At 50.9% G+C, this 23,227-nt stretch carries 22 protein-coding genes; 6 read left to right on the top strand and 16 right to left on the bottom strand.

Features of this window, described 5'->3' with window-relative positions; genetic code table 11:
- Nucleotides 1-31 precede the first annotated feature (31 nt).
- The gene (locus UR289_RS15635; protein ID WP_048981459.1) at nucleotides 32-769 is read right to left on the bottom strand and encodes an IclR family transcriptional regulator; all 738 of its coding nucleotides are present in this window, start codon (nucleotides 767-769) and stop codon (nucleotides 32-34) included.
- A gap of 169 nt (nucleotides 770-938) precedes the next feature.
- On the opposite strand from UR289_RS15635, the gene UR289_RS15630 reads away from it, so the two are divergent.
- The 3 genes from UR289_RS15630 (at nucleotide 939) to UR289_RS15620 (ending at nucleotide 2,937) form a co-directional block, all read left to right on the top strand.
- The gene (locus UR289_RS15630) at nucleotides 939-1,631 is read left to right on the top strand and encodes an RraA family protein (RefSeq protein WP_048981460.1); all 693 of its coding nucleotides are present in this window, start codon (nucleotides 939-941) and stop codon (nucleotides 1,629-1,631) included.
- Nucleotides 1,631-2,569, top strand: coding sequence for an NAD(P)-dependent oxidoreductase (locus UR289_RS15625; RefSeq protein ID WP_320710911.1), 939 nt, complete (start codon nucleotides 1,631-1,633; stop codon nucleotides 2,567-2,569). Before UR289_RS15630 ends, UR289_RS15625 begins: the two co-directional genes overlap by 1 nt.
- 200 nt (nucleotides 2,570-2,769) lie before the next feature.
- On the top strand, nucleotides 2,770-2,937 hold the full coding sequence (locus UR289_RS15620) for a hypothetical protein (protein WP_320710837.1): 168 nt from the start codon (nucleotides 2,770-2,772) through the stop codon (nucleotides 2,935-2,937).
- A 93-nt stretch (nucleotides 2,938-3,030) separates the two neighbouring features.
- Here the strand turns inward: UR289_RS15620 and rcnR are convergent, their stop codons facing one another.
- Nucleotides 3,031-3,303 (bottom strand): Ni(II)/Co(II)-binding transcriptional repressor RcnR, encoded by a 273-nt coding sequence (rcnR, locus tag UR289_RS15615; protein ID WP_182382123.1) that lies wholly within the window; start codon nucleotides 3,301-3,303, stop codon nucleotides 3,031-3,033.
- 122 nt (nucleotides 3,304-3,425) lie between these two features.
- Between rcnR and UR289_RS15610 the strand changes: the two genes are divergently transcribed.
- Nucleotides 3,426-4,547, top strand: coding sequence for a nickel/cobalt efflux protein RcnA (locus tag UR289_RS15610; RefSeq protein ID WP_320710834.1), 1,122 nt, complete (start codon nucleotides 3,426-3,428; stop codon nucleotides 4,545-4,547).
- 257 nt (nucleotides 4,548-4,804) lie between these two features.
- On the opposite strand, the gene UR289_RS15605 is transcribed toward UR289_RS15610, so the two are convergent.
- The 7 genes from UR289_RS15605 to pcoA all read right to left on the bottom strand — a co-directional run bounded on the left by UR289_RS15605 (nucleotide 4,805) and on the right by pcoA (nucleotide 11,656).
- The gene (locus UR289_RS15605) at nucleotides 4,805-5,239 is read right to left on the bottom strand and encodes a hypothetical protein (RefSeq protein WP_000723070.1); all 435 of its coding nucleotides are present in this window, start codon (nucleotides 5,237-5,239) and stop codon (nucleotides 4,805-4,807) included.
- A 217-nt stretch (nucleotides 5,240-5,456) separates the two neighbouring features.
- Nucleotides 5,457-6,857, bottom strand: a complete 1,401-nt coding sequence (gene pcoS / locus UR289_RS15600; RefSeq protein WP_028018068.1) for a copper resistance membrane spanning protein PcoS — start codon at nucleotides 6,855-6,857, stop codon at nucleotides 5,457-5,459.
- Nucleotides 6,854-7,534 (bottom strand): copper response regulator transcription factor PcoR, encoded by a 681-nt coding sequence (gene pcoR, locus UR289_RS15595; RefSeq protein ID WP_320710832.1) that lies wholly within the window; start codon nucleotides 7,532-7,534, stop codon nucleotides 6,854-6,856. Before pcoR ends, pcoS begins: the two co-directional genes overlap by 4 nt.
- A gap of 54 nt (nucleotides 7,535-7,588) precedes the next feature.
- Complete coding sequence (gene pcoD, locus UR289_RS15590) at nucleotides 7,589-8,518, bottom strand: copper resistance inner membrane protein PcoD (RefSeq protein WP_320710829.1); 930 nt, start codon at nucleotides 8,516-8,518, stop codon at nucleotides 7,589-7,591.
- A gap of 4 nt (nucleotides 8,519-8,522) precedes the next feature.
- A complete protein-coding gene (pcoC, locus tag UR289_RS15585; protein ID WP_028018070.1) occupies nucleotides 8,523-8,903 on the bottom strand; it encodes a copper resistance system metallochaperone PcoC in 381 nt (126 codons plus the stop codon).
- A 39-nt stretch (nucleotides 8,904-8,942) separates the two neighbouring features.
- Nucleotides 8,943-9,833, bottom strand: coding sequence for a copper resistance outer membrane transporter PcoB (pcoB, locus tag UR289_RS15580; RefSeq protein WP_181554112.1), 891 nt, complete (start codon nucleotides 9,831-9,833; stop codon nucleotides 8,943-8,945).
- 5 nt (nucleotides 9,834-9,838) lie between these two features.
- Nucleotides 9,839-11,656, bottom strand: a complete 1,818-nt coding sequence (gene pcoA, locus UR289_RS15575; RefSeq protein ID WP_028018072.1) for a multicopper oxidase PcoA — start codon at nucleotides 11,654-11,656, stop codon at nucleotides 9,839-9,841.
- Nucleotides 11,657-11,889: 233 nt separating this feature from the next.
- On the opposite strand from pcoA, the gene UR289_RS15570 reads away from it, so the two are divergent.
- Nucleotides 11,890-12,339 carry a copper resistance protein gene (locus UR289_RS15570; RefSeq protein ID WP_320710825.1) on the top strand — a complete coding sequence of 150 codons (450 nt, stop codon included), beginning with the start codon at nucleotides 11,890-11,892 and terminating at the stop codon, nucleotides 12,337-12,339.
- 288 nt (nucleotides 12,340-12,627) lie between these two features.
- Nucleotides 12,628-13,365 carry a peptidoglycan DD-metalloendopeptidase family protein gene (locus UR289_RS15565; protein ID WP_063134350.1) on the top strand — a complete coding sequence of 246 codons (738 nt, stop codon included), beginning with the start codon at nucleotides 12,628-12,630 and terminating at the stop codon, nucleotides 13,363-13,365.
- Nucleotides 13,366-13,398: 33 nt separating this feature from the next.
- Here UR289_RS15565 and UR289_RS15560 read toward each other — a convergent pair whose 3' ends face one another.
- The 7 genes from UR289_RS15560 to silC form a co-directional block, all read right to left on the bottom strand.
- Nucleotides 13,399-13,596 carry a DUF2933 domain-containing protein gene (locus UR289_RS15560; RefSeq protein WP_000843494.1) on the bottom strand — a complete coding sequence of 66 codons (198 nt, stop codon included), beginning with the start codon at nucleotides 13,594-13,596 and terminating at the stop codon, nucleotides 13,399-13,401.
- A gap of 40 nt (nucleotides 13,597-13,636) precedes the next feature.
- Entirely contained in the window at nucleotides 13,637-16,084 is a 2,448-nt protein-coding gene (silP, locus tag UR289_RS15555; protein WP_320710822.1) for an Ag(+)-translocating P-type ATPase SilP, read from the bottom strand.
- A 126-nt stretch (nucleotides 16,085-16,210) separates the two neighbouring features.
- Nucleotides 16,211-16,651, bottom strand: coding sequence for a DUF411 domain-containing protein (locus tag UR289_RS15550; RefSeq protein WP_000758228.1), 441 nt, complete (start codon nucleotides 16,649-16,651; stop codon nucleotides 16,211-16,213).
- A gap of 86 nt (nucleotides 16,652-16,737) precedes the next feature.
- Nucleotides 16,738-19,884, bottom strand: a complete 3,147-nt coding sequence (gene silA, locus UR289_RS15545; RefSeq protein ID WP_028018077.1) for a Cu(+)/Ag(+) efflux RND transporter permease subunit SilA — start codon at nucleotides 19,882-19,884, stop codon at nucleotides 16,738-16,740.
- 10 nt (nucleotides 19,885-19,894) lie between these two features.
- Nucleotides 19,895-21,187, bottom strand: a complete 1,293-nt coding sequence (gene silB / locus UR289_RS15540; RefSeq protein ID WP_013087116.1) for a Cu(+)/Ag(+) efflux RND transporter periplasmic adaptor subunit SilB — start codon at nucleotides 21,185-21,187, stop codon at nucleotides 19,895-19,897.
- A gap of 113 nt (nucleotides 21,188-21,300) precedes the next feature.
- On the bottom strand, nucleotides 21,301-21,654 hold the full coding sequence (gene cusF, locus UR289_RS15535; RefSeq protein ID WP_001246153.1) for a cation efflux system protein CusF: 354 nt from the start codon (nucleotides 21,652-21,654) through the stop codon (nucleotides 21,301-21,303).
- Between the two features lie 28 nt (nucleotides 21,655-21,682).
- On the bottom strand, nucleotides 21,683-23,068 hold the full coding sequence (gene silC / locus UR289_RS15530) for a Cu(+)/Ag(+) efflux RND transporter outer membrane channel SilC (RefSeq protein WP_023331517.1): 1,386 nt from the start codon (nucleotides 23,066-23,068) through the stop codon (nucleotides 21,683-21,685).
- Nucleotides 23,069-23,227: the final 159 nt, after the last annotated feature.

Raw genomic sequence — 23,227 nt, 5'->3', positions numbered from 1 at the left:
CAGAAGCGGGACATTTGTCCCGCTTCTGCATTTAAAGATTTTCTTCCGCCGCGTCGCTCGTTTCACCAAAGAACTGCTGACAGAAGGGCTTGCTGGCGCCCATTTTCTGCGACAGACGGCTTGCAGCCACCTTCATCAACTGCCCTATCTCCTTCTCACGACGATCTTCCGTCAGCCGCGAGATGGGGCCGGTCAGGGCTAACGCCGCAACCAGCTTGTCGTGAACGCCGAAGACAGGCATCGCAAACGCAGCGGTGTGGGGATCGCGCGCGCCTGACGTGTAGAATGGGAGTTCAGCTTCTCCCTCCGGCAGGCTTTCATTGAGCCCCCAATGACGCAATACCTTACTGATGGCCGAATTATCGAGTGGGAACTGGCTGCCGGGAAGATTGCTGTGTCGCAGGCCATGCGACGCTTCAGCGCGAAACAGGCAAAGCCGCTGCCCTCCCTCCAGCACATACCAGCTGGCACTCTCCTGAGACGCCAGGGATAAGGCCTGAAGCTCTGGCTGAACCACCCGGGAAAGATGGAAAGATTGTTCATACAGCTTGCCGAGGTAAAGCAGACGTGGGCCCAGCGCATAATTGCCGTCTTCATGCCTGACGACGTAATTCATCCGTTCAAGAGAATTCATCAAGCGGTAAACCGTGGTTTTGTGATAACCCGACAGCTGTGCCAGCGCGGTCAGCGTCAGGCTCTCATCTCCAGGACGGAAGCAATCCAGTAAAGCCAGCGCTTTTTCAACCGCTACAACGCCTTCATTCCCCATCATTATCTCCTTGTTAGCCCGGCAGTGAGTGTACCTCAAATTTTGTGAGTCACTTCGTGTTTACATCACAAACGCCACCTCGGGTCTGGCTAAAAGGAAAGCAACACCGCTATAGTTGTTTTGTTCTGTACACCTGCATTGTACTCAGTAAAACAATATGGAGGCATTTATGTCCGTTAATGAAAAAAAACCGATTAATCGCCATTTCGAGCGCGTTTCTGCCGAGGACGTTCGTCGGGCTGCCGAGTATCAGGCAGCTATTCTGGCCGACGTGGCCGGTCGCCGCGGTACGCTTCATGGCCGCATCAAACCGCTGGCCCCACACATGTCCGTTGCGGGTCCGGCCATCACCGTTGAAGTCCGTCCGGGTGATAATCTGGCGATTCATGCCGCGATGGCGGTGGCGCAGCCCGGCGATGTCCTGGTCGTCGATGGCAAAGGCGACCTGAGCTGCGCGCTGCTTGGGGAAATCATGGCCACTCAGGCTCAGGCGAGCGGCATTGCGGGCATTATTATTGATGGCGCTGTACGTGACGCCGACACCCTGAGCAAAGGTCACTACCCCGTCTTTTCTGCCGGTTTGAACCCCTGCGGCCCGACAAAGTTAATTTCTGGCCGGGTTAATCATCCCATTTCAGTCGCCGGGGCGACGGTTCAGGCCGGGGATCTTGTTGTCGCGGATATCGACGGCGTGGTCGTTATCCCGCGAGATGAGGTTCAGGAGGTTATCGCTCTGGCAAAAGAAAAGCTGGAGATGGAGACCCGGCGTCTTGCTGCCATCCGTGAAGGCGATTTACGTCCACACTGGCTTGATGACGCGCTTCGTAAGGCAGGTATGTTGAGCGACGGGGAGACGCTGTGATGGGGGGCAAAGACGTAGTGCTGGTTACCGGAAGCGACCTGGCGGAGCAGGCCATGGTGATGTTACAGGGCTTTGAGGTGGTGTTTGCGGGCCGCCAGCCCACAGAAGATGACCTGATCGCGCTATGTAAACGACACAATCCTGTGGCGATCCTGGTACGTTACGGCAGGATCACCGAGAAAGTTATGGATGCCGCCCCGGCTTTGCAGGTTATTTCCAAGCACGGAAGCGGGATCGATGTGATAGACCAGACGGCAGCGGCCGAGCGCAACATCGCCGTCCGGTCTGCGCCAGGCGCAAACGCGGCGGCAGTGGCTGAACATACCTGGGCGCTGATCCTCGCCTGCGCAAAGTCAGTGGTGCCTCTGGACAAGCGGCTGCGAGACGGGCACTGGGATAAGGCGACGCATAAATCCATTGAACTGGAGGGCTTAACGTTAGGGCTAATTGGGTTGGGTGCTATCGGCTCGCGCGTGGCGACTATTGGTCACGCTTTCGGCATGAAGGTGCTGGCTTACGATCCCTATGCTAAGACTATGCCTGCCCTGTGCGAACGTGCAGAAACGCTGAACGGACTTCTTTCCCGTTCCGATGTCATCTCTTTGCACTGTCCGCTGACCGATGAGAATCGGGGGATGATCAATAGCGTAACGCTCGCACACTGCAAGCGGAACGCCATTCTGGTCAATACGGCACGCGGTGGGCTGATCCACGATGAGTCGTTACTGACGGCGCTCAGGGATGGCACGCTGCACAGCGCCGCGCTGGACAGCTTTACCCACGAGCCGCTGACCGCGCCGCACCTCTGGCAGTCCGTAGAAAACGTGGTTATTTCACCGCATATTGGCGGCGTTACCGCAGCGTCATATATCAGGATGGGGACCGTGGCCGCGAGCAATATTCTTGCTGTGACAGACGTCACCACCGTCAGCTCGTAAAGCCAACCGTGACGAGTGGCTGTGCTCTTATGTCACTTGTCTTCTGCTGTACACAGACATTAAAGTTGTCTCCTTTAACATGAAAAAGACTTTAAAGTTGTCTACTTCTTCAGATAGACCTACTTAACAGGATACTAAGTAGGTCATCTCCTTTCTCGCGTAGCATCTCTCGACGTTCACAGCAGAGGACACGTTTCAAAATGTCATCCAAAATTTTTTTCCATTATCTGACGTTGGGTGATTTTGATGGTCAGCGAGTAGAGGCTTTTGCAATGTGGGTTGCCCTGAGCAAAGTAAGGGAAGTAGATGTACCAGAAATGTACGCGTTGCCTTGCATGAAGGGGGGCATCTTAAAGCTCATTGATTAAACAAACTCACTATGCCGCTACAAACAGCCCAAAACCGTCACTTGATAACGTGTTATTTAGATAAATTAATGCTCAGGGCTTTTAGCCAAACTGTCACTTGATGTAAGAATCCAGAACCTTCAGCACAACGTCCAGGTCTTCTTCTCGTTTCTGTTCTTCACTTTCATGAACAATATGTTCAGTCAAATGTCCTTTAATCACTTCACGCAATAAACCATTCACGGCACCACGTATGGCGGCTATTTGTTGCAGTACAGCGGCACATTCGTGAGGTTCATCAAGCATTTTTTTCAGCGCAGTAACCTGCCCCTGGATCTTGCTCGTACGTGCTTTCAGTTTTTGTTTATCGCGGATGGTATGTGACATGTGGGCTCTCACTCTCCTGGATATTTTATGTAACTATACCAGCGTTATTCTACTGGGGGGTAGTATATTTTACTGGGGGGGAGTAGAATCCTGCCAACACTTAATAACCAAGAATGATTCTCATGAACGAATTTACGACACTTCTTCAGCAAGGCAACGCATGGTTTTTCATCCCCAGCGCCATTCTCCTTGGCGCGCTTCATGGACTGGAACCCGGGCACTCCAAAACAATGATGGCAGCATTCATCATTGCTATAAAAGGCACCGTACGTCAGGCCGTGATGCTGGGTGTCGCGGCAACGTTGTCGCACACTGCAGTCGTATGGCTGATTGCTTTTGGAGGGATGTATATCAGTAATAAATTTACCGCAGAATCAGCCGAACCCTGGCTACAGATGGTCTCTTCAGTGATCATCCTTGGTACGGCTTTCTGGATGTTCTGGCGAACCTGGAGCGGTGAGAAAAACTGGCTGGAGGGAGTGCAGGAGAATGAACATCATCACCATGACGATACAAGGTTGATCGATACTGGCCATGGAAAAGTTGAACTGTCCATTTTTGAAGAAGGACAACTTCCCCACTGGCGGCTACGCACTCTTAGTGGCCAAAGATGGGCTTCTGAAGATATCTCATTAACCACACTTCGGGAAAACAGTACGATCTCTCAGACTTTTGAATTTGTTGATCATGGTGATTATCTGGAGTCAACATCCCCCATCCCTGAGCCTCACAGTTTCAACGTACGTCTGTCTCTGGGACATCGTGGTCATGTCCATGACTATGATGTGGCGTTCACTGAACACGACCATGACCATGACCATGACCACTCTGAGCTTGATGGGCTGGATGTGAATTCGAAAGAGTATCAGGACGCTCACGAACTGGCTCATGCCAATGACATAAAACGCCGCTTCGACGGGAAAGAAGTAACCAACGGGCAAATCCTGATATTTGGACTGACAGGAGGGCTTATCCCTTGCCCGGCAGCTATAACTGTATTGTTGATCTGCCTTCAGCTTAAAGCGCTTACGCTGGGTGCCACACTGGTTGTTTGTTTCAGTATCGGCCTGGCATTGACCCTCGTAACGGTTGGAGTGGGTGCGGCGATCAGCGTTCGTCAGGTCGCCAAACGCTGGAGTGGCTTCAATACCATCGCCAGAAGAGCCCCCTATATTTCAAGCGCCCTGATTGCTGCTGTTGGGATTTACATGGGTATACATGGCTGGAATGGGCTGGTGCATTAACACCGGTACCGATGACACACACTCTGGGTACTTACAAAGTACATCCTAAGCGCCACCGTTGAGGTTATGAGCAGAAAAACCCGGAATATAAAACTGCTCTTTCCGGGACTTGTTGCTGAGGCAGGGATTAAGTAACTGATTAAATCCATTCCCGTAAGACTCAAAGATAAATGACAGAATAAAAAAAACGCTCCCGAATGGGAGCGTAAGCCAGTGACTTCGGCGTCAAATGAGGGTCTAACAAGTGGAGCTGCGGGTTAATTCTGGGTGATCTGGCTGCGATGCTTTTCAGCCTGCTGCTGATGAATAACGGAAGACTGACCATTATTCGCCTTCTCGTGCACAACAGCGGCTTTTTCATGCTCGTTCATTTCTGAAAATGACGTTGCTGATTCGTTGGTGGCCCCTGGTTTGCCTTTCATCATTTTTTTATGCATCTCCGCCATGTCCTGGTGGGCAGAAGCGTTGCCGTTTTGCATCATTTCATGGGACATTGCAGCCTGATCGTGTCCGCTCATATCCATCATTGTCATACTGTCTCCCTGAACAGCGCTTTTTTCAGAGGTTGACTGCATCTGATGGGCGGGTGCCTGGGCATTATTTACCTGGTCATGCATGTTCATTGTCTCTGCAGCCATGGCGGATGAAGCGACAGCCATAATGGCAACAAATGATACAAGGATCTTTTTCATGGTTGGGTCTCCGGTGTTTTCATACCCAAACAATCAACGGCTTATAACAGAGAAAGCATTTGATCTCAGGGCGGGTTATTCATCACTCCAGGAACCAGGCGATTGCGTTATCACTCTGCTCCTGATTTATGAATGATTATAAAAAACCGCCTCTGTTTATCGCGTGACTGAATGATGACAATTTTGTCACCTTCCAGGTTTCTCCTGAATAACGGGATTAATCCATTAACAGGCGCACTTTGAACACAATTTCCCGCCCCTGCTGTTCTGCTGACAGCTCGCCGCCGTGAGCATGAATGATCGACCTTGTAATTGATAATCCCAGCCCCGCGCCTTCCGTGTTGTGGACCCTTGATGAATCAGCTCGATAGAACCGATCAAACAAACGTTCCAGATTAGCGGGAACCGGGCCAGACATCGTATTCGTAATCATCACGTTCACACAGTCACTGTCACGCTCAAGGCGTATCGCTGTACAGGTGTTATCGGGAGAATACTTGATTGCATTGGAAAGCAGGTTACTGAAAGCACGTCGCAGCATATCGCTGTCTCCGGCAACAACGCCCTCTCCTTCAACCGTGATTGTCTTTCCTGTTTCGTCGGCCAGGGGCTCGAATAACTCACGTAATTCATTCAGTTCGGCGGCCAGATCCACATCATGTTTATCCAGCTGCAGCAGACCATGCTCTGAACGTGCCAGAAAAAGCATGTCACTGGTCATTCGTGACAACCTTTTCAGTTCTTCCAGGTTAGCGAATAAGATTTCGCGGTAATGCGAAACATCCCTTTCCTTAGCCAGTGCAAACTGCGTCTGCATCATCAGATTACTGACCGGTGTGCGCAGCTCATGCGCGATGTCAGACGAGAAATCAGACAGTTTACGGAATGACCCCTCCAGGCGATCGAACATGTTATTGAACTCCTGCATGGTCTCAGAAATTTCCGGCGGAGCCAGATCGGGATTAAGACGCTGATCCAGGCTGTGTACGGTCATGGAGGAAGCCAGACTGGTCATTTCCCGTAGCGGTTTCAGACCAATACGTGTGGTCAGCCAGCCCAGAAAAATAGAAATAAAGACCAGACCGATATTGAACCAGAACAGCCAGGTACTGAGCTTATCCATAAACAAGGTGTGATACCCGGTATCCGTGGCAACCGTAATGATGAAATGTTTGCTTTTACCCTGTTCCGGCGTCACGGCAACCCGCCGCGAGATACTGCGGTACACGGTGTTATTTTCTTCCGTCTGGATCATATAGTCGAGAATATCACCCGACTTATTAAGCAGGATCGCTGGAACAACAGAATTTTTGGCATACAGTTCCACAATTTTTTCATTTTCCATGTTTTTTATAGAAATGAATAAACCATTGTGCCCTACCATCGCATCGTTTATTTTTTCTGATAATGACTTAATATCCGTTTTGTTCCGGAACGTCTCTGTTTTAAGAAACTCTTCGGTGAGCTGAAGTTTACCTGTCAGAAAATCGCGGTCCTGATTATCGAAATAGCCATTAAGGGTGCTAATCAGGATAAAACTTGATAACCACCATACCGTAAGCATCACCGCAGAAAAAATCAGGCTCAGGCGTGTGGTCAGGGAAATTTTGAACCTCACTCTTCTCTGATCTCCAGGACATATCCGGCACCGCGAACGGTATGGATCAGTTTTGGCTCAAAGTCATCATCAATTTTACTTCTCAGACGTCTCACGGCGACATCAATCACATTCGTATCACTGTCAAAGTTCATATTCCAGACCAGGGACGAGATAAGACTCCTGGGTAACACTTCTCCGGTGCGTTGCAGCAGCAACTCAAGCAGAACGTATTCTTTACCGGTGAGATGGATCTTCTTCCCCGAACGGATCACGGTCCGGCGCACCATATCAACGGTCATATCGGCGATGGTGCAGATTGTTGCGGCCTGCGAGCGTGCCCGGCGCAGCAGGGTTCTTACACGTGCAACCAGCTCCGTAAAATCGAAGGGCTTAATCAGGTAGTCATCTGCGCCAAGCTCCAGTCCTTTCACTTTGTCCCGCACGTTGTCCTTTGCGGTTAAAAACAGGACCGGTTCTTCGTGCCCGGACTCCCTCAGTGCGCTGATGATTTGCCACCCGTCGAGGAAAGGCAGCATCACGTCCAGTATTATCAAATCATACTGTCCCTTCGACGCGGCCCCGAGACCATCGCGGCCATTATTAAAGAGATCGGCCTGATAGCCTTCCTCAACCAGTCCCTGCTGCAGGTAACGACCTGTTTTTTGTTCGTCTTCAACGATTAAAATACGCTGCATGGTCAACTCGCTGATATGAAAGTAAAAATCTCACGCATGAGCTTTGGCTGTCCCCTAGCTGACCTGAGACGGAGCAAGCATTCCGAGCCACGCTACGGCGCCCAGAATGATAATCGCAACAACGAATTCTGTCAGGATGCTGTTTCGCATCAGGGCAACACTGCGATCATAATTCCCTTCCCTGACCATAACTTCAAGCCGGGGACCCAGGTGAAACCGGTTTGCTGCAGCCAGAAGAAGCATCAGAACAAACAGAGCCGTCTTGGCAAGCAATATCCCCCCCCATGAGCTGTTGAATAAGGGGGTTAAATTACCCTCAGCAATATACAGATAGTTGACCAGCGCACTCAGGATCAGGGCTACAACAATCACCGTACCTGCCGTGGCAAATTTTGCTAAGGAGTCAGATATCACAATGACGCTCTGTGCATTATGCGCGTTTCTGCGCATCAGCAGGATAGCAAATGCAACCAGAGCACCTGTCCAGGCACCTGCAGCGCCGAGATGAGTCAGATCGCTCAGTAAATGGAGATAGTAATGCAGACCGTCATGCATGACGGCGTGTCCTCCCCAGGCAAGTGTGGCCAGCGCCACGCCCCCACTCATCGTCATCAGCAGGCAGGACAATACTCTCTTATTAGTGTAAAGGAACAAAGCACCGAGTGTGGTAAACAGGGCACAGAGCCTGACAATCCAGCTAATACCTACATCAGTTTCTTCTATCACCATCTCGATAATATGGATGGATAACTCTCTGAGGTCAGTTACTCCGCTCATGGCATTAGATACCAGGAGCATATTAATGCCAGTAAGAATGATGCCTGTAACAACAGCAAAGGTTATAAACGACCTGAAATTAGTCAGGTTATAGGTTTCATGTCTGACACCGCTTATTCCGTATATCTGAAAAAATGGCAATCCAAATATTACCATCAAATCCAGATATAGAAAAAAACGAATAACAATCATAATCAGGTCGTTCATAATATTACTTCACTGTAAAGGTGTAATTACCGGTAATAGGGTGCGTATCTGAAGAAACCGCGCGCCAGTCAACACGATAAGTACCAGCGGGTAAAGGCTCTCGCGGAATAATGACCATCGATTTAGGGTCAGCGCCTGGCGCCACTTTTGCCGCAACCGGCATCGGAGAATGTGATGACATGCCTTTCATACCCGTCATCGTTAATTTTGCACCTGAGAATTTCACGGTCAGATTTTCCGAGAAATTAAGCTGAATCTTTTCCGGGGCCGCTACGGCTGAATCTGCCTGTGGCACAGAGCTTTTTAATTCCGGATGGGCCATGGCAGAAAAAGCGACGCCCATAACCAGGCCACCTGTAATAATGGCTTTATTTAAAATCGACATGTTATTTACCTGTTTAGTTTAGTGTTTTAAGTCAACGTATTAAAACCAGATTCTGGCTCCCGCCAGGAATACTATCTGATGGTCTTTCTCATCCTCTCTTTTCGCCATATCGGACGTTTTCCCGTAAAGCTGATTCCAGGAGACGCCTATATAGGGTGCAAACTCGCGGCGTATTTCATAGCGCAGCCGAAGGCCCAGCTCTGTGTCAGCTAATCCCCTGCCGCGCCCCCGCGATTCATCATCCTGACTGTAGAGATTTACCTCATAGGATGGCTGGAGTATGAGTCGGTTTGTCAGTAAAACGTCGTATTCTCCCCCCAGTCGGAGGGCTGCTTTTCCACCATTACTGACAAAACCCGTAATTTCAGACTCAAAATTATAGAGAGCAAGCCCCTGAAAACCGACAGCAGCCCAGGTCTGGGCAGACGCAGGTCTGAAATCCTGCCTGACACCCGCAACCAAATCCCACCAGGGGCCAACCGCATGCCCCCAGAGTAACTGGGCTTCTGCCGTCTCTGTTTTCCCCCCGCTTCGTTCGCCTTCACTCTTTAGCCAGAGCCGGTCTGTGTCGCCTCCAATCCAGCTGTTAACACTCCAGCTGAAATTGTTTGTGTTATCCGACCGTTGCCATTCCAGCTGATCCAGCAGAACCAGATAATTAATTGCACTGTCGTGAATCGCATGCCCCTGTAAATTGCCGAATGCAGCCTTCCGGTCGGCATCGGTAACAGGCGGAATTGGCGTTCTGCTCTCAGTTACAATGGGCTCCATGGACGTCATCTCAGTGAAATTCTCATCTGCTGGCATCTGCATGGAAGACATGTCGTGCCCGGCGTGGGGATCTGCAGACACGGAGCCCGCCGCAATCGAAAGCGGTGAGGTAAACAAACCGGCGATCAGAACAGGTATGGCCTTAAAACTTCTCTTCATTCGCATCATTCCTCCACCCGGACTTCACGAAACATTCCCATTTCCATGTGATAGAGCAAATGGCAGTGATACGCCCAGCGGCCAAGCGCATCTGCTGTCACTCTGTAACTGCGTTTTGTACCAGGGGGAACATCTATTGTGTGTTTACGAACCATGAAATTACCGTTTTCATCTTCCAGATCGCTCCACATACCATGCAGGTGAATGGGGTGAGTCATCATGGTATCGTTGACCAGCGTGATCCTGAGTCGCTCACCGTATTTCAGCAGCACCGGTGCGGCATCTGAAAACTTGATTCCGTTAAATGACCAGGCAAACTTTTCCATGTGGCCGGTTAAATGCAGTTCTATGGTGCGGCCAGGTTCACGTCCGTCAGGATCCTCAAAGCGGCTTTTCAAATCCGCGTACGTGAGAACCTTTCTTCCGTTATTTCGAAGACCAATACCCGGATCGTTTAATTTCGGTGAGACGCTCATCGCCTGCATATCAACCAGTGGGTTATCCGTTTCTGACGCAGGGTGACTTTGCATACCCGGCATTCCGGCCATCTGTGAATGATCCATACCGGCCATGCTGCTGTGATCCATGGGCGCGGAGGATGTCCCACTATCCGCAAGGCCAGCACCGTCCATAGACATCATCTCTCCGCTGTTATCCATGCCTCCCATCTGGCTGTGGTCCATTCCTGCCATATCATGTCCCATTCCTCCCATACCCATATCTTCCATGGTCAACAGAGGACGGGGATCGAGGGCGGGAACGGCAGCACTTAACCCCTCTCTCGTGGCCAGAGTCCCGCGCGCGTAACCGGTCCTGTCCATGGATTGTGCGAAGATGGTATAGGCTTCACCCTGAGGCTCCACAATGACATCATAGGTTTCGGCAACGGCAATCCTGAATTCGTCAACGGTAACCGGGTTTACATACTGGCCATCTGCAGCCACGACCGTCATTTTCAGCCCGGGGATGCGGATATCGAAATAGGTCATTGCCGAGCCGTTGATAAACCGTAAGCGTATTTTTTCACCGGGACGGAACAGTCCGGTCCAGTTTTTCAGCGGGGCCTGCCCGTTCATGAGATAGGTGTAGGTGTAGCCACTGACATCCGCGAGGTCAGTCGGATTCATTTTCATTTCAGCCCACATTTTCCGGTCGGCAATAGTGGCTGACAGCCCCCTGGTATTCACGTCGCGGAAAAAAGAGCCAACGGTTGGTTTATTGAAATTGTAGTAATCCGACTGTTTTTTTAATTTTTTCAGCAGGCTGTGAGGATTTTCATCGGTCCAGTCAGACAACATGACCACGTGCTCACGATCGTAAGCAAACGGTTCTGGCTCCCTGGCATCGATGATAATGGCACCGTATACCCCCTCCTGTTCCTGCAGACCGGAATGGCTGTGGTACCAGTAAGTCCCGTTCTGCTTAACCTTAAAGGTGTAGACGTAGGTATCATCAGGCTCTATGCCCATAAAACTCAGCCCCGGAACACCATCCATATTGGCCGGAAGAATAATGCCGTGCCAGTGAATGGACGTCTGTTCATTAAGACGGTTTTTGACCTTCAGGGTAATGGTGTCACCTTCTTTCCAGCGAAGAACGGGCCCCGGCAGGCCTCCATTGATTGTTTTGGCCTGACGCTCACTGCCCGTAATATTGACGGCCGTTTCACCAATGGTCAGGTCAAACTGAGTACCCTGCAGGGATGCGGCAACTGGCAGGCTCAGACTGGAACGCGCATTGAAACTCCATACGCCAAGACTTCCGGCTACGCCAGAGAGGGTTAACCCCTTCAGGAAAGTTCGTCGAGACGTTTTCAACAGCATGCGCGTTCCCTTATCCAAGTATGGTTACTGACAGAATTCGAGAACCGATTTAAATTAAATTTCTGGTTCATCCTCTTACAATGAAATGAAGCTAACACACTTTAAGAAACAAATTCATTACAATCGTGTAATGTACGCAACTGTATTACATTTACGTCATCTTCCCCACAGGTTGATTATTTTTATATATGCTCGTGATGACATCTTTTATGTACCTAAGAAGGTAATTACACATGAATACATTAATTACGACCACTGCGTTTACAGCTTTATTTTGTGGGGCAGCATTTGCTCAGTCCAGTGATATTTCCCATGAAGCACATCGATTCGTGAATAATGCCTCAGCCGTCAGTCATGTGAATTCATCGACGCATGAAAACTTGCCTGACAGGGTTAATAAAAACAACACACCCTCATTCTCTGAAATGAATGAACATGAAAGGGCCATTGTTGCTCATTCATTTATGAACAACAGCGCGTCCTATGCACATCAGAAAATGATTGAGGAACATAAAAAAATGCTGTCCGGCAGTGATGCAAATTCAAAGACCTCATCTTCTTCTTTTAACGAACTGAATGCCGGAGAGAAAGCCGCCCTCGTGCATGAGCAGGTCAATAATGCCGGTGCGGAAGCACATCAGACGCAGGCAAGAAAGCTTCGCGGACTGTATTCGTCAAGGTAACTGCAGGCGGGTTATTGCTCAGCGTCGGGTGCGCAGCAGGGCTTTACTGGCGGGTTACGTAGCAGGACATGAGCCCCATATTGCTCTGCCGTAACCTGTTTCAGTCCCGTTAATCATCACCGTCGGGCTGGTCATACAGTTCCCAGACCTTCTGGAACAAACGGGAAACAAGATATGTTACAAAAATGACGACCATCAACAGTGCTCCCGATTAACTGAGAGATGACACGCCTCCTGAAAACCCCTAGCATACGCCGCAGTGTTCATGCTAACGGCGAATTCCAGTAAATGTATTCTACCGATGTCGTAAAAGAAAATGCCTACCTTTCAGCCACCCGCTCGGGGCTGGAATCGAACGAGATCGCTACCCTTCAGCGCTCTTTGCCTTCCCGGTTTGATCTTCGGCATTTGAAAAAAAATGAATCATTAAAACTCGTACTGCAAAAGAAAGCGGGAAAATCACGTGTAGTGGCCTATAAATTTACGTCCGGTTCATTTAATTACACGGCGTATCGTATATCAGACAAAAAGTTTTATAACCTTTCCGATACTTCCGGGAAAGGCAGTCTCGATTATCCGTTACCGGCCACAGCAAGACTCAGTTCGCCTTTCAATCCTGCAAGACTTAACCCGGTATCGGGAAAAGTGAGTCCCCATAATGGCATTGATTATTCCATGCCCATGAACACGAAAATAGTCAGCGTCATCGACGGAAAAATCACCCGGGCCGAATACAACAGTACCATGGGATATTTTGTTGAAGTAACGGGAAAAGCCGGTGTTAAAACTCGCTATCTCCACCTCAATAAAATACTCGTTACTAAAGGAGCCAGGGTTACCCGGGGAGGCGCTATTGCGTTATCCGGTAACAGCGGACGTTCATCCGGTCCTCATCTGCATTACGAGCTGGTCATCAATAACAATCCTGTTAACTCACTGGCGTTCCGGGCAGCGGCACCCGCTGATAACAAACTCGAACAGCATGCCTTTGCGCATGCCAGAGACTACGAACGATACCTGGACTGATAACGGGACCGCGACGCGGCCCCGTCTGCCGGATTAATTTTTTTTATCGTTTTCACTTCCGTGATGTTGATGATCTCCATGTCCTCCGTGGCCGTGGAAAAGATGCATTAGCGGGCAGACCAGCAATAACAGATATGGCCAGTAACCTGCCACATGTGACCAGTGTTCGCGCAGGAGGGCAAATGCCGCGATCGCGGCGACAGCAATAAGCGCATAGGTGGTACTTTTCATACTGGACTCCTTCTGTTCGTAACAGACCCTTCACTCAGTGTTATTTCCCGAGCCTGACACTTTTCAGACGCAACGCATTCACAATGACGCTGACGGAGGAAAGAGCCATGGCCGCTGCCGCAATAACTGGCGACAGCAGTATTCCATACACAGGATAAAGCAGACCTGCAGCCACAGGCACGCCAAGTGCGTTGTAGATAAATGCAAAAAACAGATTCTGACGGATATTTTTCATGGTGATCTCTGACAGATGACGGGCCCTGTTCAGTCTCATCAAGTCGCCTTTGAGAAGGGTGACTCCGGCACTTTCAATTGCCACATCTGTACCCGTTCCCATGGCTATACCCACGTCAGCCGCTGCCAGCGCCGGGGCATCATTCACACCGTCTCCGGCCATCGCAACCACATGGCCAGACTCTTTCAGTCGGGTTATCACTGCTTTTTTGCCATCCGGCAGAATTCCGGCTTCAACCTCATCTATTCCCAGTTTCCGTGCGACTGCTTCAGCAGTAAGCTGGTTATCCCCGGTGAGCATAACAATGCGGATCCCCGCCTGACGCAAAGCTTTAAGCGCATCCGGCGTGGTTGCTTTCACGGGATCCGAGATAGCTATCAGGCCTGCAAGGTGCCCGTCTGTGGCCACATAGATAACGGTAGCGCCTTCCATCCGCAACGTATCCGCAACGGCCTTTTGATTATCAATAACGATACTGTTTTCCTGCATCGCCAGTTCATTACCGATAACAACCCGTTGACCTTCGACATCGCCTGAGACACCTTTACCCGACGGCGCATCGAAATGAGAGACTGCGGGTATTGCGATCCCCTTTTCCTGTGCTGCTTTAACTACTGCCATACCCAGCGGATGCTGCGAGCCTTTTTCCACTGCGGCCGTTACACGCAAAAGAGATGTTTCCCCACCCGGATTGAGACTGATAATCCCTGTCACCGTAGGCGAACCTTCCGTGAGCGTGCCTGTTTTGTCGACAACCAGCGTGTCCACTTTTTCAAAACGCTCCAGGGCTTCGGCATTCCTGATTAACACCCCGGCCTGGGCTCCTTTGCCTACCCCCACCATTATCGACATCGGCGTGGCCAGCCCCAGCGCGCAGGGACAGGCAATAATCAGGACCGACACAGCCGCAATGAGACCGTGCGCCATCCGGGGCTCGGGTCCCCAGACAGACCAGATCACGAAAGCAACAACCGCGATAAGTATCACCAGAGGAACAAACCAGCCTGAAACGCTGTCAGCCATTCTCTGGATGGGGGCACGCGAACGCTGTGCATCAGCGACCATCTGAACAATTCGTGAGAGCATCGTTTCATCACCGACTTTCTCTGCACGGATGATAAGACTACCTGTCTGATTAATGGTCCCCCCAATGACAGGATCACCCTCCGTTTTGGTAACCGGCATAGACTCCCCGGTCACCATCGATTCATCAACGGTTGTTTTGCCTTCGATCACAATACCGTCGACCGGAATACTCTCTCCAGGTCTGATGCGGAGCTTATCGCCAGGCAGAACATCTTCCGCATTAATATCCGTTTCATGACCGTCATGATCCAGCCGCCTGGCGGTTTTGGGGGCAAGATTCAGAAGCGCAGTAATGGCACCTGAGGTTTGTTCCCGTGCCCGCAGCTCAAGAACCTGTCCCAGCAGAACAAGCACCGTAATAACTGCTGCGGCTTCAAAATAAACGGCCACCAGGCCATCCATGTTTCTGAACGATGCAGGAAACCAGGAGGGGAAGACGGTTGCAATGACGCTGTACACCCAGGCTACGCCGGTGCCCATTGCAACAAGGGTAAACATATTCAGGGAGCGGTTACGTAACGACATTCCGGCCCGGGCGAAGAATGGCCAGCCACACCACAACACGACAGGAGAGGCCAGAAGCAGCTGCAGCCATGTGTTGTACTGTGGAGGTACTGTATTCCTCAAGGCGGGAAACAGATGAGATCCCATTTCGAGTACCAGAACCGGAAACGCCAGCAACAACCCCAGCCAGAAGCGTCTTGTCATGTCGCGAAGTTCATCACTCGGCCCCGTGGATGCCGTAGCTACGAGCGGCTCCAGTGCCATTCCACAGACAGGACAGCTTCCGGGACCACTGCGGCGTATCTCCGGGTGCATCGGACATGTCCACACACCTTCAGAATTCTCTTTCTCCGCCTGGTGGTGAGGCTGTTTTATCTGATCAGGGCTGACTTCGTGATGATCGTGGTGATGGTGATGGGAATGTTCACTGGCATCTTCGGTAAGATAACGATCGGGATGGGCTTTAAATTTACTCTCACAGCTGGCGGAGCAGAAATAAAGCTGATGGTCCTGGTATCGAATGCTGCTGTGCGCCCTGTCGGGCAGGATGGCCATCCCGCACACGGGATCTCTCACCTTATGCAATACGTGGCTCTCGTCCGGGGATAATGTCTGCTCAGAAGCAGTCTGGTTGTTGTGTTGCACTGCATTGTCATTTTTCACAGTAACTCTCCTTATGCATACCGAAGCATCTTCTGTCTTCAGGGTATGTCATGGATGCGATTACCACGAATGTCGCCGGCACAGGAGTGCCTGCTACCGGCGTCCCGTTATCAGCCGTTCCGCTGACTATTCGATTCGCTGGAAGACTTTTTTACTTCCATCCGGTGAGAATGCGATAACATCGTAAGCCTCTTTTCGGGCTCCCATCTCCATTCCAGGACTTCCTGCTGGCATACCGGGGGTGGCGAGACCGTATATACCCGAACCAGACTGCATTGCCTTATGTATCGTTGTCGCAGGCACATGGCCTTCAATGATCAAATTACCGGCAACCGCGGTATGACAACTTCGTAGTCCTGCAGGAATAGCATGCTTTTCTTTCAGGGCTGACAGCGCCTGATCATTCATGACGTGAGTTCGTACTTCAAACCCGTCTTTTTCCATCGCTTTGCCCCACAGGGAACAACAGCCACAGTTTTCAGATTTGTACATATCAATCACTTTTTCACTCGCCATCGCGGGCAGTGAAAGGCCGAGAGCCAGCGCCATCAGAACCACTTTTTTCATACTCACCTCTGTATATTATCGATTTAAACCCTGACGTCAGGGTGAATCAGTAAAGAAGGACACCCACAGGGGGTGCCCTTTCAGGTTCAGGACACGCTTTTTTTATGTCTGCGCAGCCAGATTAATTTGTAGGCGGCAGGAATAATGAACAGGGACAGCAGCGGAGCTGTGATCATCCCACCAATCATGGGTGCCGCGATACGGCTCATGACTTCTGAACCTGCACCGGTTCCCCAGAGTATTGGCAGCAGACCCGCAATGATCACCGCCACGGTCATGGCTTTCGGCCGGACACGCAGTACGGCACCATGATAGAGGGCTTCATCAAGGCCTTCCGGTGTGAACGTCTCTTTACGGGACAATTCCGGGTGCGCTTCAATCGCATGACGCAGATACATCAGCATGACCACGCCAAACTCTGCTGCCACCCCGGCCAGGGCGATAAACCCGGTTCCGGTCGCCACTGACATATGGAAGCCCTGCCAGTACAGGAACCATATCCCGCCAACCAGGGCAAACGGCAGGCTCATCAGGATCAACAGGGCTTCATCAACCCTGCGGAATGCCAGATATAACAGGATGAAGATGATCATCACCGTCATCGGCACCATCAGCTTCAGTTTCTTGTTGGCATGCTCAAGCAGTTCAAACTGTCCGGAGAATGACACGCTGGTACCCGGTCTCAGTTTCACTTTCTCGCTGATCGCCGTTTTAATGTCATTAACCACTGACACCATGTCCCTGCCGCGCGCGTCAATGTAAATCCAGCTGGCTGGACGGGCATTTTCCGTTTTCAGCATAGTCGGCCCTGAAACGACCTTAATATCCGCAACATCGCCCAGTGTGATCTGCTGCTTCATCGGGGTCAGGATCGGCATCTGTTTCAGCGCCTGTGGACTGTTCCGGTAATCCTGCGGATAGCGGATATTAATCGGGTACCGGGCCACGCCTTCCACCGTTTCCCCTACCGTCGCACCGCCGATGGCTGATGAGACGAACAGCTGCACATCACCCACCGTCATTCCGTAGCGGGAGGCTTTTTCCCGGTTGATATCGATATCGATGTAGCGCCCACCCTCAAGTCGCTCAGCCAGGGCAGACACCACGCCCGGTACCGTTTTGGCTACCGCTTCGATACTCTGCGCCGTCGCATCGATATCGGACAGAACCGTTCCGGACACCTTGATACCTATCGGGCTTTTGATCCCGGTTGAGAGCATATCAATACGGTTACGGATTGGCGGCACCCAGAGGTTTGCCAGCCCCGGTAAACGGACGGTCCTGTCGAGTTCTTCAATAATCTTGTCAATCGTCATGCCTGGACGCCACTGATCCTCAGGTTTGAGCTGGATCGTGGTTTCAACCATTTCGAGCGGTGCGGAATCCGTTGCGGTCTCTGCTTTACCGGTCTTGCCAAATACAGAGGCCACTTCAGGAACGCTTTTGATTAACTTGTCCGTCGTCTGCAGGAGCGCTGCAGCTTCAGCCGGAGAGACGCCCGGCAGGGTCGACGGCATATACAACAGGTCGCCCTCGTTAATCTTCGGCAGAAACTCACCGCCCACCTGGCTCAGCGGCCAGATAACGGTGAAAATGGACAAGGCCGCAACCAGCAGGGTTGTTTTTGGCCAGTGGAGAACCCGCAACAGCAATGGATGATACGCTTTGATCAGTACCCGGTTCAGGGGGTTACTGGTCTCTGCAGGAATTTTCCCCCGGATCCAGAATCCCATCAGAATCGGAATGACGATGATGGCCAGCGCAGCCGCGCCCGCCATGGAGTACGTTTTCGTGAATGCCAGCGGGCCAAACAGACGTCCTTCCTGACCTTCCAGGGTAAAGATAGGAATAAAGGACAGGGTGATGATCAGCAGGCTGATAAACAGTGCGGGTCCCACTTCAACGGAGGCGTCGGTAATCACCTTCCAGCGGGTGGCGTTGTCAATCTGCTCACCCGGATGCTGATGATCCCACTCCTCAAGCCGCTTATGCGCATTCTCAATCATCACAATGGCGGCATCCACCATCGCACCGACGGCAATCGCTATCCCTCCCAGCGACATGATATTGGCGTTCAGTCCCTGGAAGTGCATGACGATAAAGGCGATACACAGGCCAAGCGGCAGAGAGATAATCGCCACGAGGGCAGAACGTACGTGCCACAGGAACAGGGCACAGACGATGGCCACCACGATAAACTCTTCCAGAAGTTTGGAACTGAGGTTATCAATCGCCCGGTCGATGAGCTGGCTGCGATCGTAGGTGGTCACGATTTCAACGCCTTCCGGCAGGCTGGCCTTCAGCGTCTCAAGTTTATCCCTCACTGCCGTGATAACGTCGCGTGCATTTTTACCCGACCGCAGGATCACCACGCCGCCAGCGACTTCGCCCTGGCCGTTCAGCTCGGCAATACCACGCCGCATTTCAGGCCCGGTCTGCACGCGGGCAACATCCCGCAGATAAACCGGCACGCCGTTCTCGCCTGTTTTCAGGACGATGTTATTAAAATCATCAATGCTCTGAAGATAACCGCTGGCACGGACCATATACTCAGCTTCGGCCATTTCAACGGATGAGCCACCGGCCTCCTGGTTAGACGATTCAAGGGCCTGTTTCACTTCGGGCAGGCTGATACCATACTGAGACAGTTTTACCGGATTGACCTGAATCTGGTACTGTTTCACCACGCCGCCAACCGAAGCGACCTCAGCCACGTTCGGGATGGTTTTCAGCTCAAATTTCAGGAACCAGTCCTGCAGAGAACGCAGTTCTGAAAGGTCGTGTTTTCCGCTGCGATCGACAAGGGCATATTCAAAAATCCAGCCCACACCCGTGGCGTCCGGACCGATTTCAGAACTCACACCGGCGGGCAGTTTTCCCTGTACCTGGTTCAGGTACTCCAGCACGCGGGAACGGGCCCAGTACAGATCGGTGCCGTCTTCAAAAATGACATACACATACGAATCACCGAACTGTGAAAAACCACGCACGGTTTTTGCGCCAGGCACGGACAGCATGGTGGTGGTAAGTGGATAGGTGACCTGGTTTTCTACAATCTGCGGGGCCTGGCCGGGATAGCTGGTTTTGATTATGACCTGCACATCTGACAGGTCAGGCAAGGCATCGACAGGCGTGTTAATAATCGTCCATGTGCCCCAGATGCTGAGAAACAGGGCCCCCATCATGACCAGGAAACGGTTGGCGACAGAGCGCCGGATAATCCATTCAATCATCGTCGTCTCCTCAGTGCCCTGAATGCATATTTACAGGCTGGTCAGACATTGCTGGCATACTGCTTTCTGTTTTTTCAGGGTGGCGCATACGTTCCAGTGCGCCCGTAATATTGGCTTCAGAGTCAATGAGGAACAGGCCACTGACCACCACGGTATCGCCTTCATTCAGGCCGGAGCCGATGCCGGACTGTTGCTGTGACTCATGCAGAACGTGGATCTGTTTCGGCACAAACTTGCCTTCATCATCAACAGTAATCACGCGCTGTTCTTTGCCGGTATCGATAACGGCCTGGCTTGGTATCAGCAGCATCTCCTGGCTCCTGGTATTCAGTTTCAGATAGGCATTCATGCCCGGCTTGAGAAACTCATCCTTATTAGAAACCTGGAGACGGACCTGAAGCGTACGGGTTGTCTGATCCACGCTGGGAAGAATGTTCCATTTTTCGACATGGAATGTTTTATCCGGATAAGCCGGTACCGAAATTTCAAACTGCGACGTATCTTTCAGCAGATAGGCGATAGATTCTGGCACTGCAGCGCTGATCCAGACCGGGTCCATTCCCTGAATCTGAGCCACCACCTTATCTTTCGAAATATTCATGCCGGTGCGCAGGTCAAATGCAGTAATGACGCCATCAATAGGTGCTTTAATGGTAAAACGGGTCTGGATGGTGCGGGTTGTACGCAGCCTTTGAATATCCTCTTCCGGCATACCCGCCAGACGAAGTCGCTCCAGAACCCCTTTTATCTGGGTTGGCGTACCGCCTGTACCGGATAACAGCAGGAACTCACTTTGTGCCTCAACCCATTCAGGAATGGTGATATCGATAAGCGGCGTGCCTTTCTTCACATGATCGCCAATCGTCAGGGGATACACTTTTTCGACGAAACCGTCAGAACGCGCCTGCACAATGACAAACTGATACTCGTTGTAACTGACATTAGCCGGGATTGTCTGAGAATAATTCAGCATTCCTCGCGTGACTTTTTGCGTTTTTAATCCCAGATTCTGAACCTGGGTTGGGTCGATACGGATCCCGCCACTGCTTTTATCGCCACTTTCATCAGCATATTTTGGCACCAGGTCCATATCCATAAAGGGCGATTTTCCGGGTTTATCAAATTTGGTATCCGGTTTCATCGGGTCATACCAGAAAAGTACCTTTTTCTCCGGTGCCTTTTGTTCTGTTTGTACTGTTTTTTGTGATGAGTTTACATACTGCCAGGCAGTAACCGATATCAGCCCTCCTGCTATGAGGCTGCTGATAATTATTGCAGCATATTTTATCTTTAAAGAAGCCATACAATTTCTCGCTGAAAAATCAAAACACCTGGCATATGCGCCCGATCATTCATTCACAGTAATCCCTTAATGAATGTTCAGGCGCACTGGATGTATTCGCTCCGGACTGTTAATCAGGATTGCGTCACGTTAATGCTTTTGAGTAAGGAGATATTGCCCTGCTGAATAAACGAGAAATCGACATGGTTGCCGGTTTTCAGGGCATTGATAGCGTCGTCTGCATTAACAAAAGTGAAGCGCATGGTCATTGCAGGCCAGCCCACCGCAGGGATTGCTTCGTGCGAAATGGTGATTTTTTTACTATTCATATCAATGTCTTTAACGACACCGGTGCCCTTGATAACCTGCTGTACCGAAGCATCACTGGCAGCATTCATATCGCCATGCTGATGTGTTTCAGCATGAAGACCGGCAGAGAACATGACAGAGAAGGCACCAAATAAAACGGCTTTAAGTGAATTACGCATTTTTAATTTCCTGATTAATTAAATAAATTTACTCTACCCAACCGCCACCCAGCGCGGTAAACAGATTAATTTCGTTAACCTGTCGGGAATAGGTAAGATCGAGAATGGTTTGCTGCGTAGCGAAGAGGGAACGTTCTGCATCCAGCACTTCGATGTAACTGACAGCACCACTTGCATACAATCCTCTGGCACGCTGGAGAGTTATCTGAAGTGAATCAAGATAACGCTGCTGTGACTCAAGTTGCTGGCTAAGGCTGTCGCGCAGCGCAAGCGTGTCGGAAACATCCTTAAAGGCTGACTGAATTTTTTGTTCGTAATTAACCACCGACTGTTGCTGGCGAATTTCAGCCAGCTTCAGATTGGCTTTATTCCTGCCAGCATTAAATATAGGAATTTCAATTTTAGGGATAAAATTCCACATTCCACTTCCTGACGTAAACAGGCTGGACAGCTCCGTACTGCTTGCGGAAAGACCACTGGTCAGGGTAATGGAGGGGAAAAAGGCCGCTCGCGCTGCGCCAATATTGGCATCAGCCGCTTTCAGCTGATATTCCGCTTCCATAATATCCGGTCGCTGCAGCAAAATTTGTGAAGACAGATTTGGTGGCAATTTTACTGGTGCTATCTCCCCGCCTTTCATCCCTTTTTCTGACGGAAGTGCGCGGTACGTTCCCAGCACCAGTTGCAGGGCATTGTTTGCCTGAGCCAGATCGCCTTCTCGTTTGGCTATTTCGGCGCGGGTACTTTCGATTTGTCCTCTCGCCTGTTCAAGCGCCAGAACGTTCGTACTCCCGGTCACGAGCTGCTGCTCAACGAAAGCATAGGACTGTTGATAATTTTTCAGCGTTTCCCGCGCAATACGGAGTTGTTCGTACGCCAGTTGCTGGCTGAAATAGCTTTGTGAAACGTTGGATACCAGCAGGATGTGTACGGCCCGACGGGCTTCTTCGCTGGCAAAGTAGTTCTGGCGATCAGCGTCACTCATGTTCTTAAGTTTGCCGAAAAAATCGAGCTCATAGCTGAGTTCCAGACCCGCGTCGTACTCCTGTGTGGTCGGCTTGTCGCCTTTCAGGCCACCGCTGTATGTGATCCCGGATGAGGCATTCAACTGGGGATAACGATCTGCATCCGTGACGTTGAACTGGGCCCGGGCCTCTTCAACCTTCAGGGCAGCCATTCTCAAATCACGGTTATTATTCAGGGCTTCAGTAATCAGCCGTGTAACCTGGGGATCGACAAAAAAGTTACGCCAGCCCGTATCCTGATAACCATTCACTGCTGGCGTCAGGCTGTTTCGGGACAGTGAAAACTGCTGGGGTACCGGTGCTGCCGGGCGCTGATATTCAGGGGCCAGAGAGACACAACCGGCCAGGATGAATATCGTGCTAATGCTGAGTAATTTTAATTTGAACATAACGCTTCTCGTCCAGGCAGACCTGGTAAATGGTTCAAATGAAGTCCAGAGTATTGATAGGGGTACTTTACCGAACGCTCTCTGTTTGGCGGGTGACAGGATAATGACAATGTTGTCATTTTTGCTGTAATCCGTTGATAACGATCGTGGGCGCAATAG

The organism is Enterobacter sp. 302C9 (genome assembly GCF_034106085.1).
GTDB classification, from domain to species: Bacteria; Pseudomonadota; Gammaproteobacteria; order Enterobacterales; family Enterobacteriaceae; genus Enterobacter; species Enterobacter asburiae_B.
The sequence above is the reverse complement of the archived record's forward strand: the minus strand, read 5'-3'. Positions and strand labels throughout refer to the sequence as shown.

What these genes read in the sequence shown, in the direction of transcription:
- UR289_RS15635 (WP_048981459.1), bottom strand. Translation starts at nt 769, where the DNA reads ATGGGGAATGAAGGCGTTGTAGCGGTTGAAAAAGCGCTGGCTTTACTG.
- UR289_RS15630 (WP_048981460.1), top strand. Translation starts at nt 939, where the DNA reads ATGTCCGTTAATGAAAAAAAACCGATTAATCGCCATTTCGAGCGCGTT.
- UR289_RS15625 (WP_320710911.1), top strand. Translation starts at nt 1,631, where the DNA reads ATGGGGGGCAAAGACGTAGTGCTGGTTACCGGAAGCGACCTGGCGGAG.
- UR289_RS15620 (WP_320710837.1), top strand. Translation starts at nt 2,770, where the DNA reads ATGTCATCCAAAATTTTTTTCCATTATCTGACGTTGGGTGATTTTGAT.
- rcnR (WP_182382123.1), bottom strand. Translation starts at nt 3,303, where the DNA reads ATGTCACATACCATCCGCGATAAACAAAAACTGAAAGCACGTACGAGC.
- UR289_RS15610 (WP_320710834.1), top strand. Translation starts at nt 3,426, where the DNA reads ATGAACGAATTTACGACACTTCTTCAGCAAGGCAACGCATGGTTTTTC.
- UR289_RS15605 (WP_000723070.1), bottom strand. Translation starts at nt 5,239, where the DNA reads ATGAAAAAGATCCTTGTATCATTTGTTGCCATTATGGCTGTCGCTTCA.
- pcoR (WP_320710832.1), bottom strand. Translation starts at nt 7,534, where the DNA reads ATGCAGCGTATTTTAATCGTTGAAGACGAACAAAAAACAGGTCGTTAC.
- pcoD (WP_320710829.1), bottom strand. Translation starts at nt 8,518, where the DNA reads ATGAACGACCTGATTATGATTGTTATTCGTTTTTTTCTATATCTGGAT.
- pcoC (WP_028018070.1), bottom strand. Translation starts at nt 8,903, where the DNA reads ATGTCGATTTTAAATAAAGCCATTATTACAGGTGGCCTGGTTATGGGC.
- pcoB (WP_181554112.1), bottom strand. Translation starts at nt 9,833, where the DNA reads ATGAAGAGAAGTTTTAAGGCCATACCTGTTCTGATCGCCGGTTTGTTT.
- pcoA (WP_028018072.1), bottom strand. Translation starts at nt 11,656, where the DNA reads ATGCTGTTGAAAACGTCTCGACGAACTTTCCTGAAGGGGTTAACCCTC.
- UR289_RS15570 (WP_320710825.1), top strand. Translation starts at nt 11,890, where the DNA reads ATGAATACATTAATTACGACCACTGCGTTTACAGCTTTATTTTGTGGG.
- UR289_RS15565 (WP_063134350.1), top strand. Translation starts at nt 12,628, where the DNA reads ATGTATTCTACCGATGTCGTAAAAGAAAATGCCTACCTTTCAGCCACC.
- UR289_RS15560 (WP_000843494.1), bottom strand. Translation starts at nt 13,596, where the DNA reads ATGAAAAGTACCACCTATGCGCTTATTGCTGTCGCCGCGATCGCGGCA.
- UR289_RS15550 (WP_000758228.1), bottom strand. Translation starts at nt 16,651, where the DNA reads ATGAAAAAAGTGGTTCTGATGGCGCTGGCTCTCGGCCTTTCACTGCCC.
- silA (WP_028018077.1), bottom strand. Translation starts at nt 19,884, where the DNA reads ATGATTGAATGGATTATCCGGCGCTCTGTCGCCAACCGTTTCCTGGTC.
- silB (WP_013087116.1), bottom strand. Translation starts at nt 21,187, where the DNA reads ATGGCTTCTTTAAAGATAAAATATGCTGCAATAATTATCAGCAGCCTC.
- cusF (WP_001246153.1), bottom strand. Translation starts at nt 21,654, where the DNA reads ATGCGTAATTCACTTAAAGCCGTTTTATTTGGTGCCTTCTCTGTCATG.
- silC (WP_023331517.1), bottom strand. Translation starts at nt 23,068, where the DNA reads ATGTTCAAATTAAAATTACTCAGCATTAGCACGATATTCATCCTGGCC.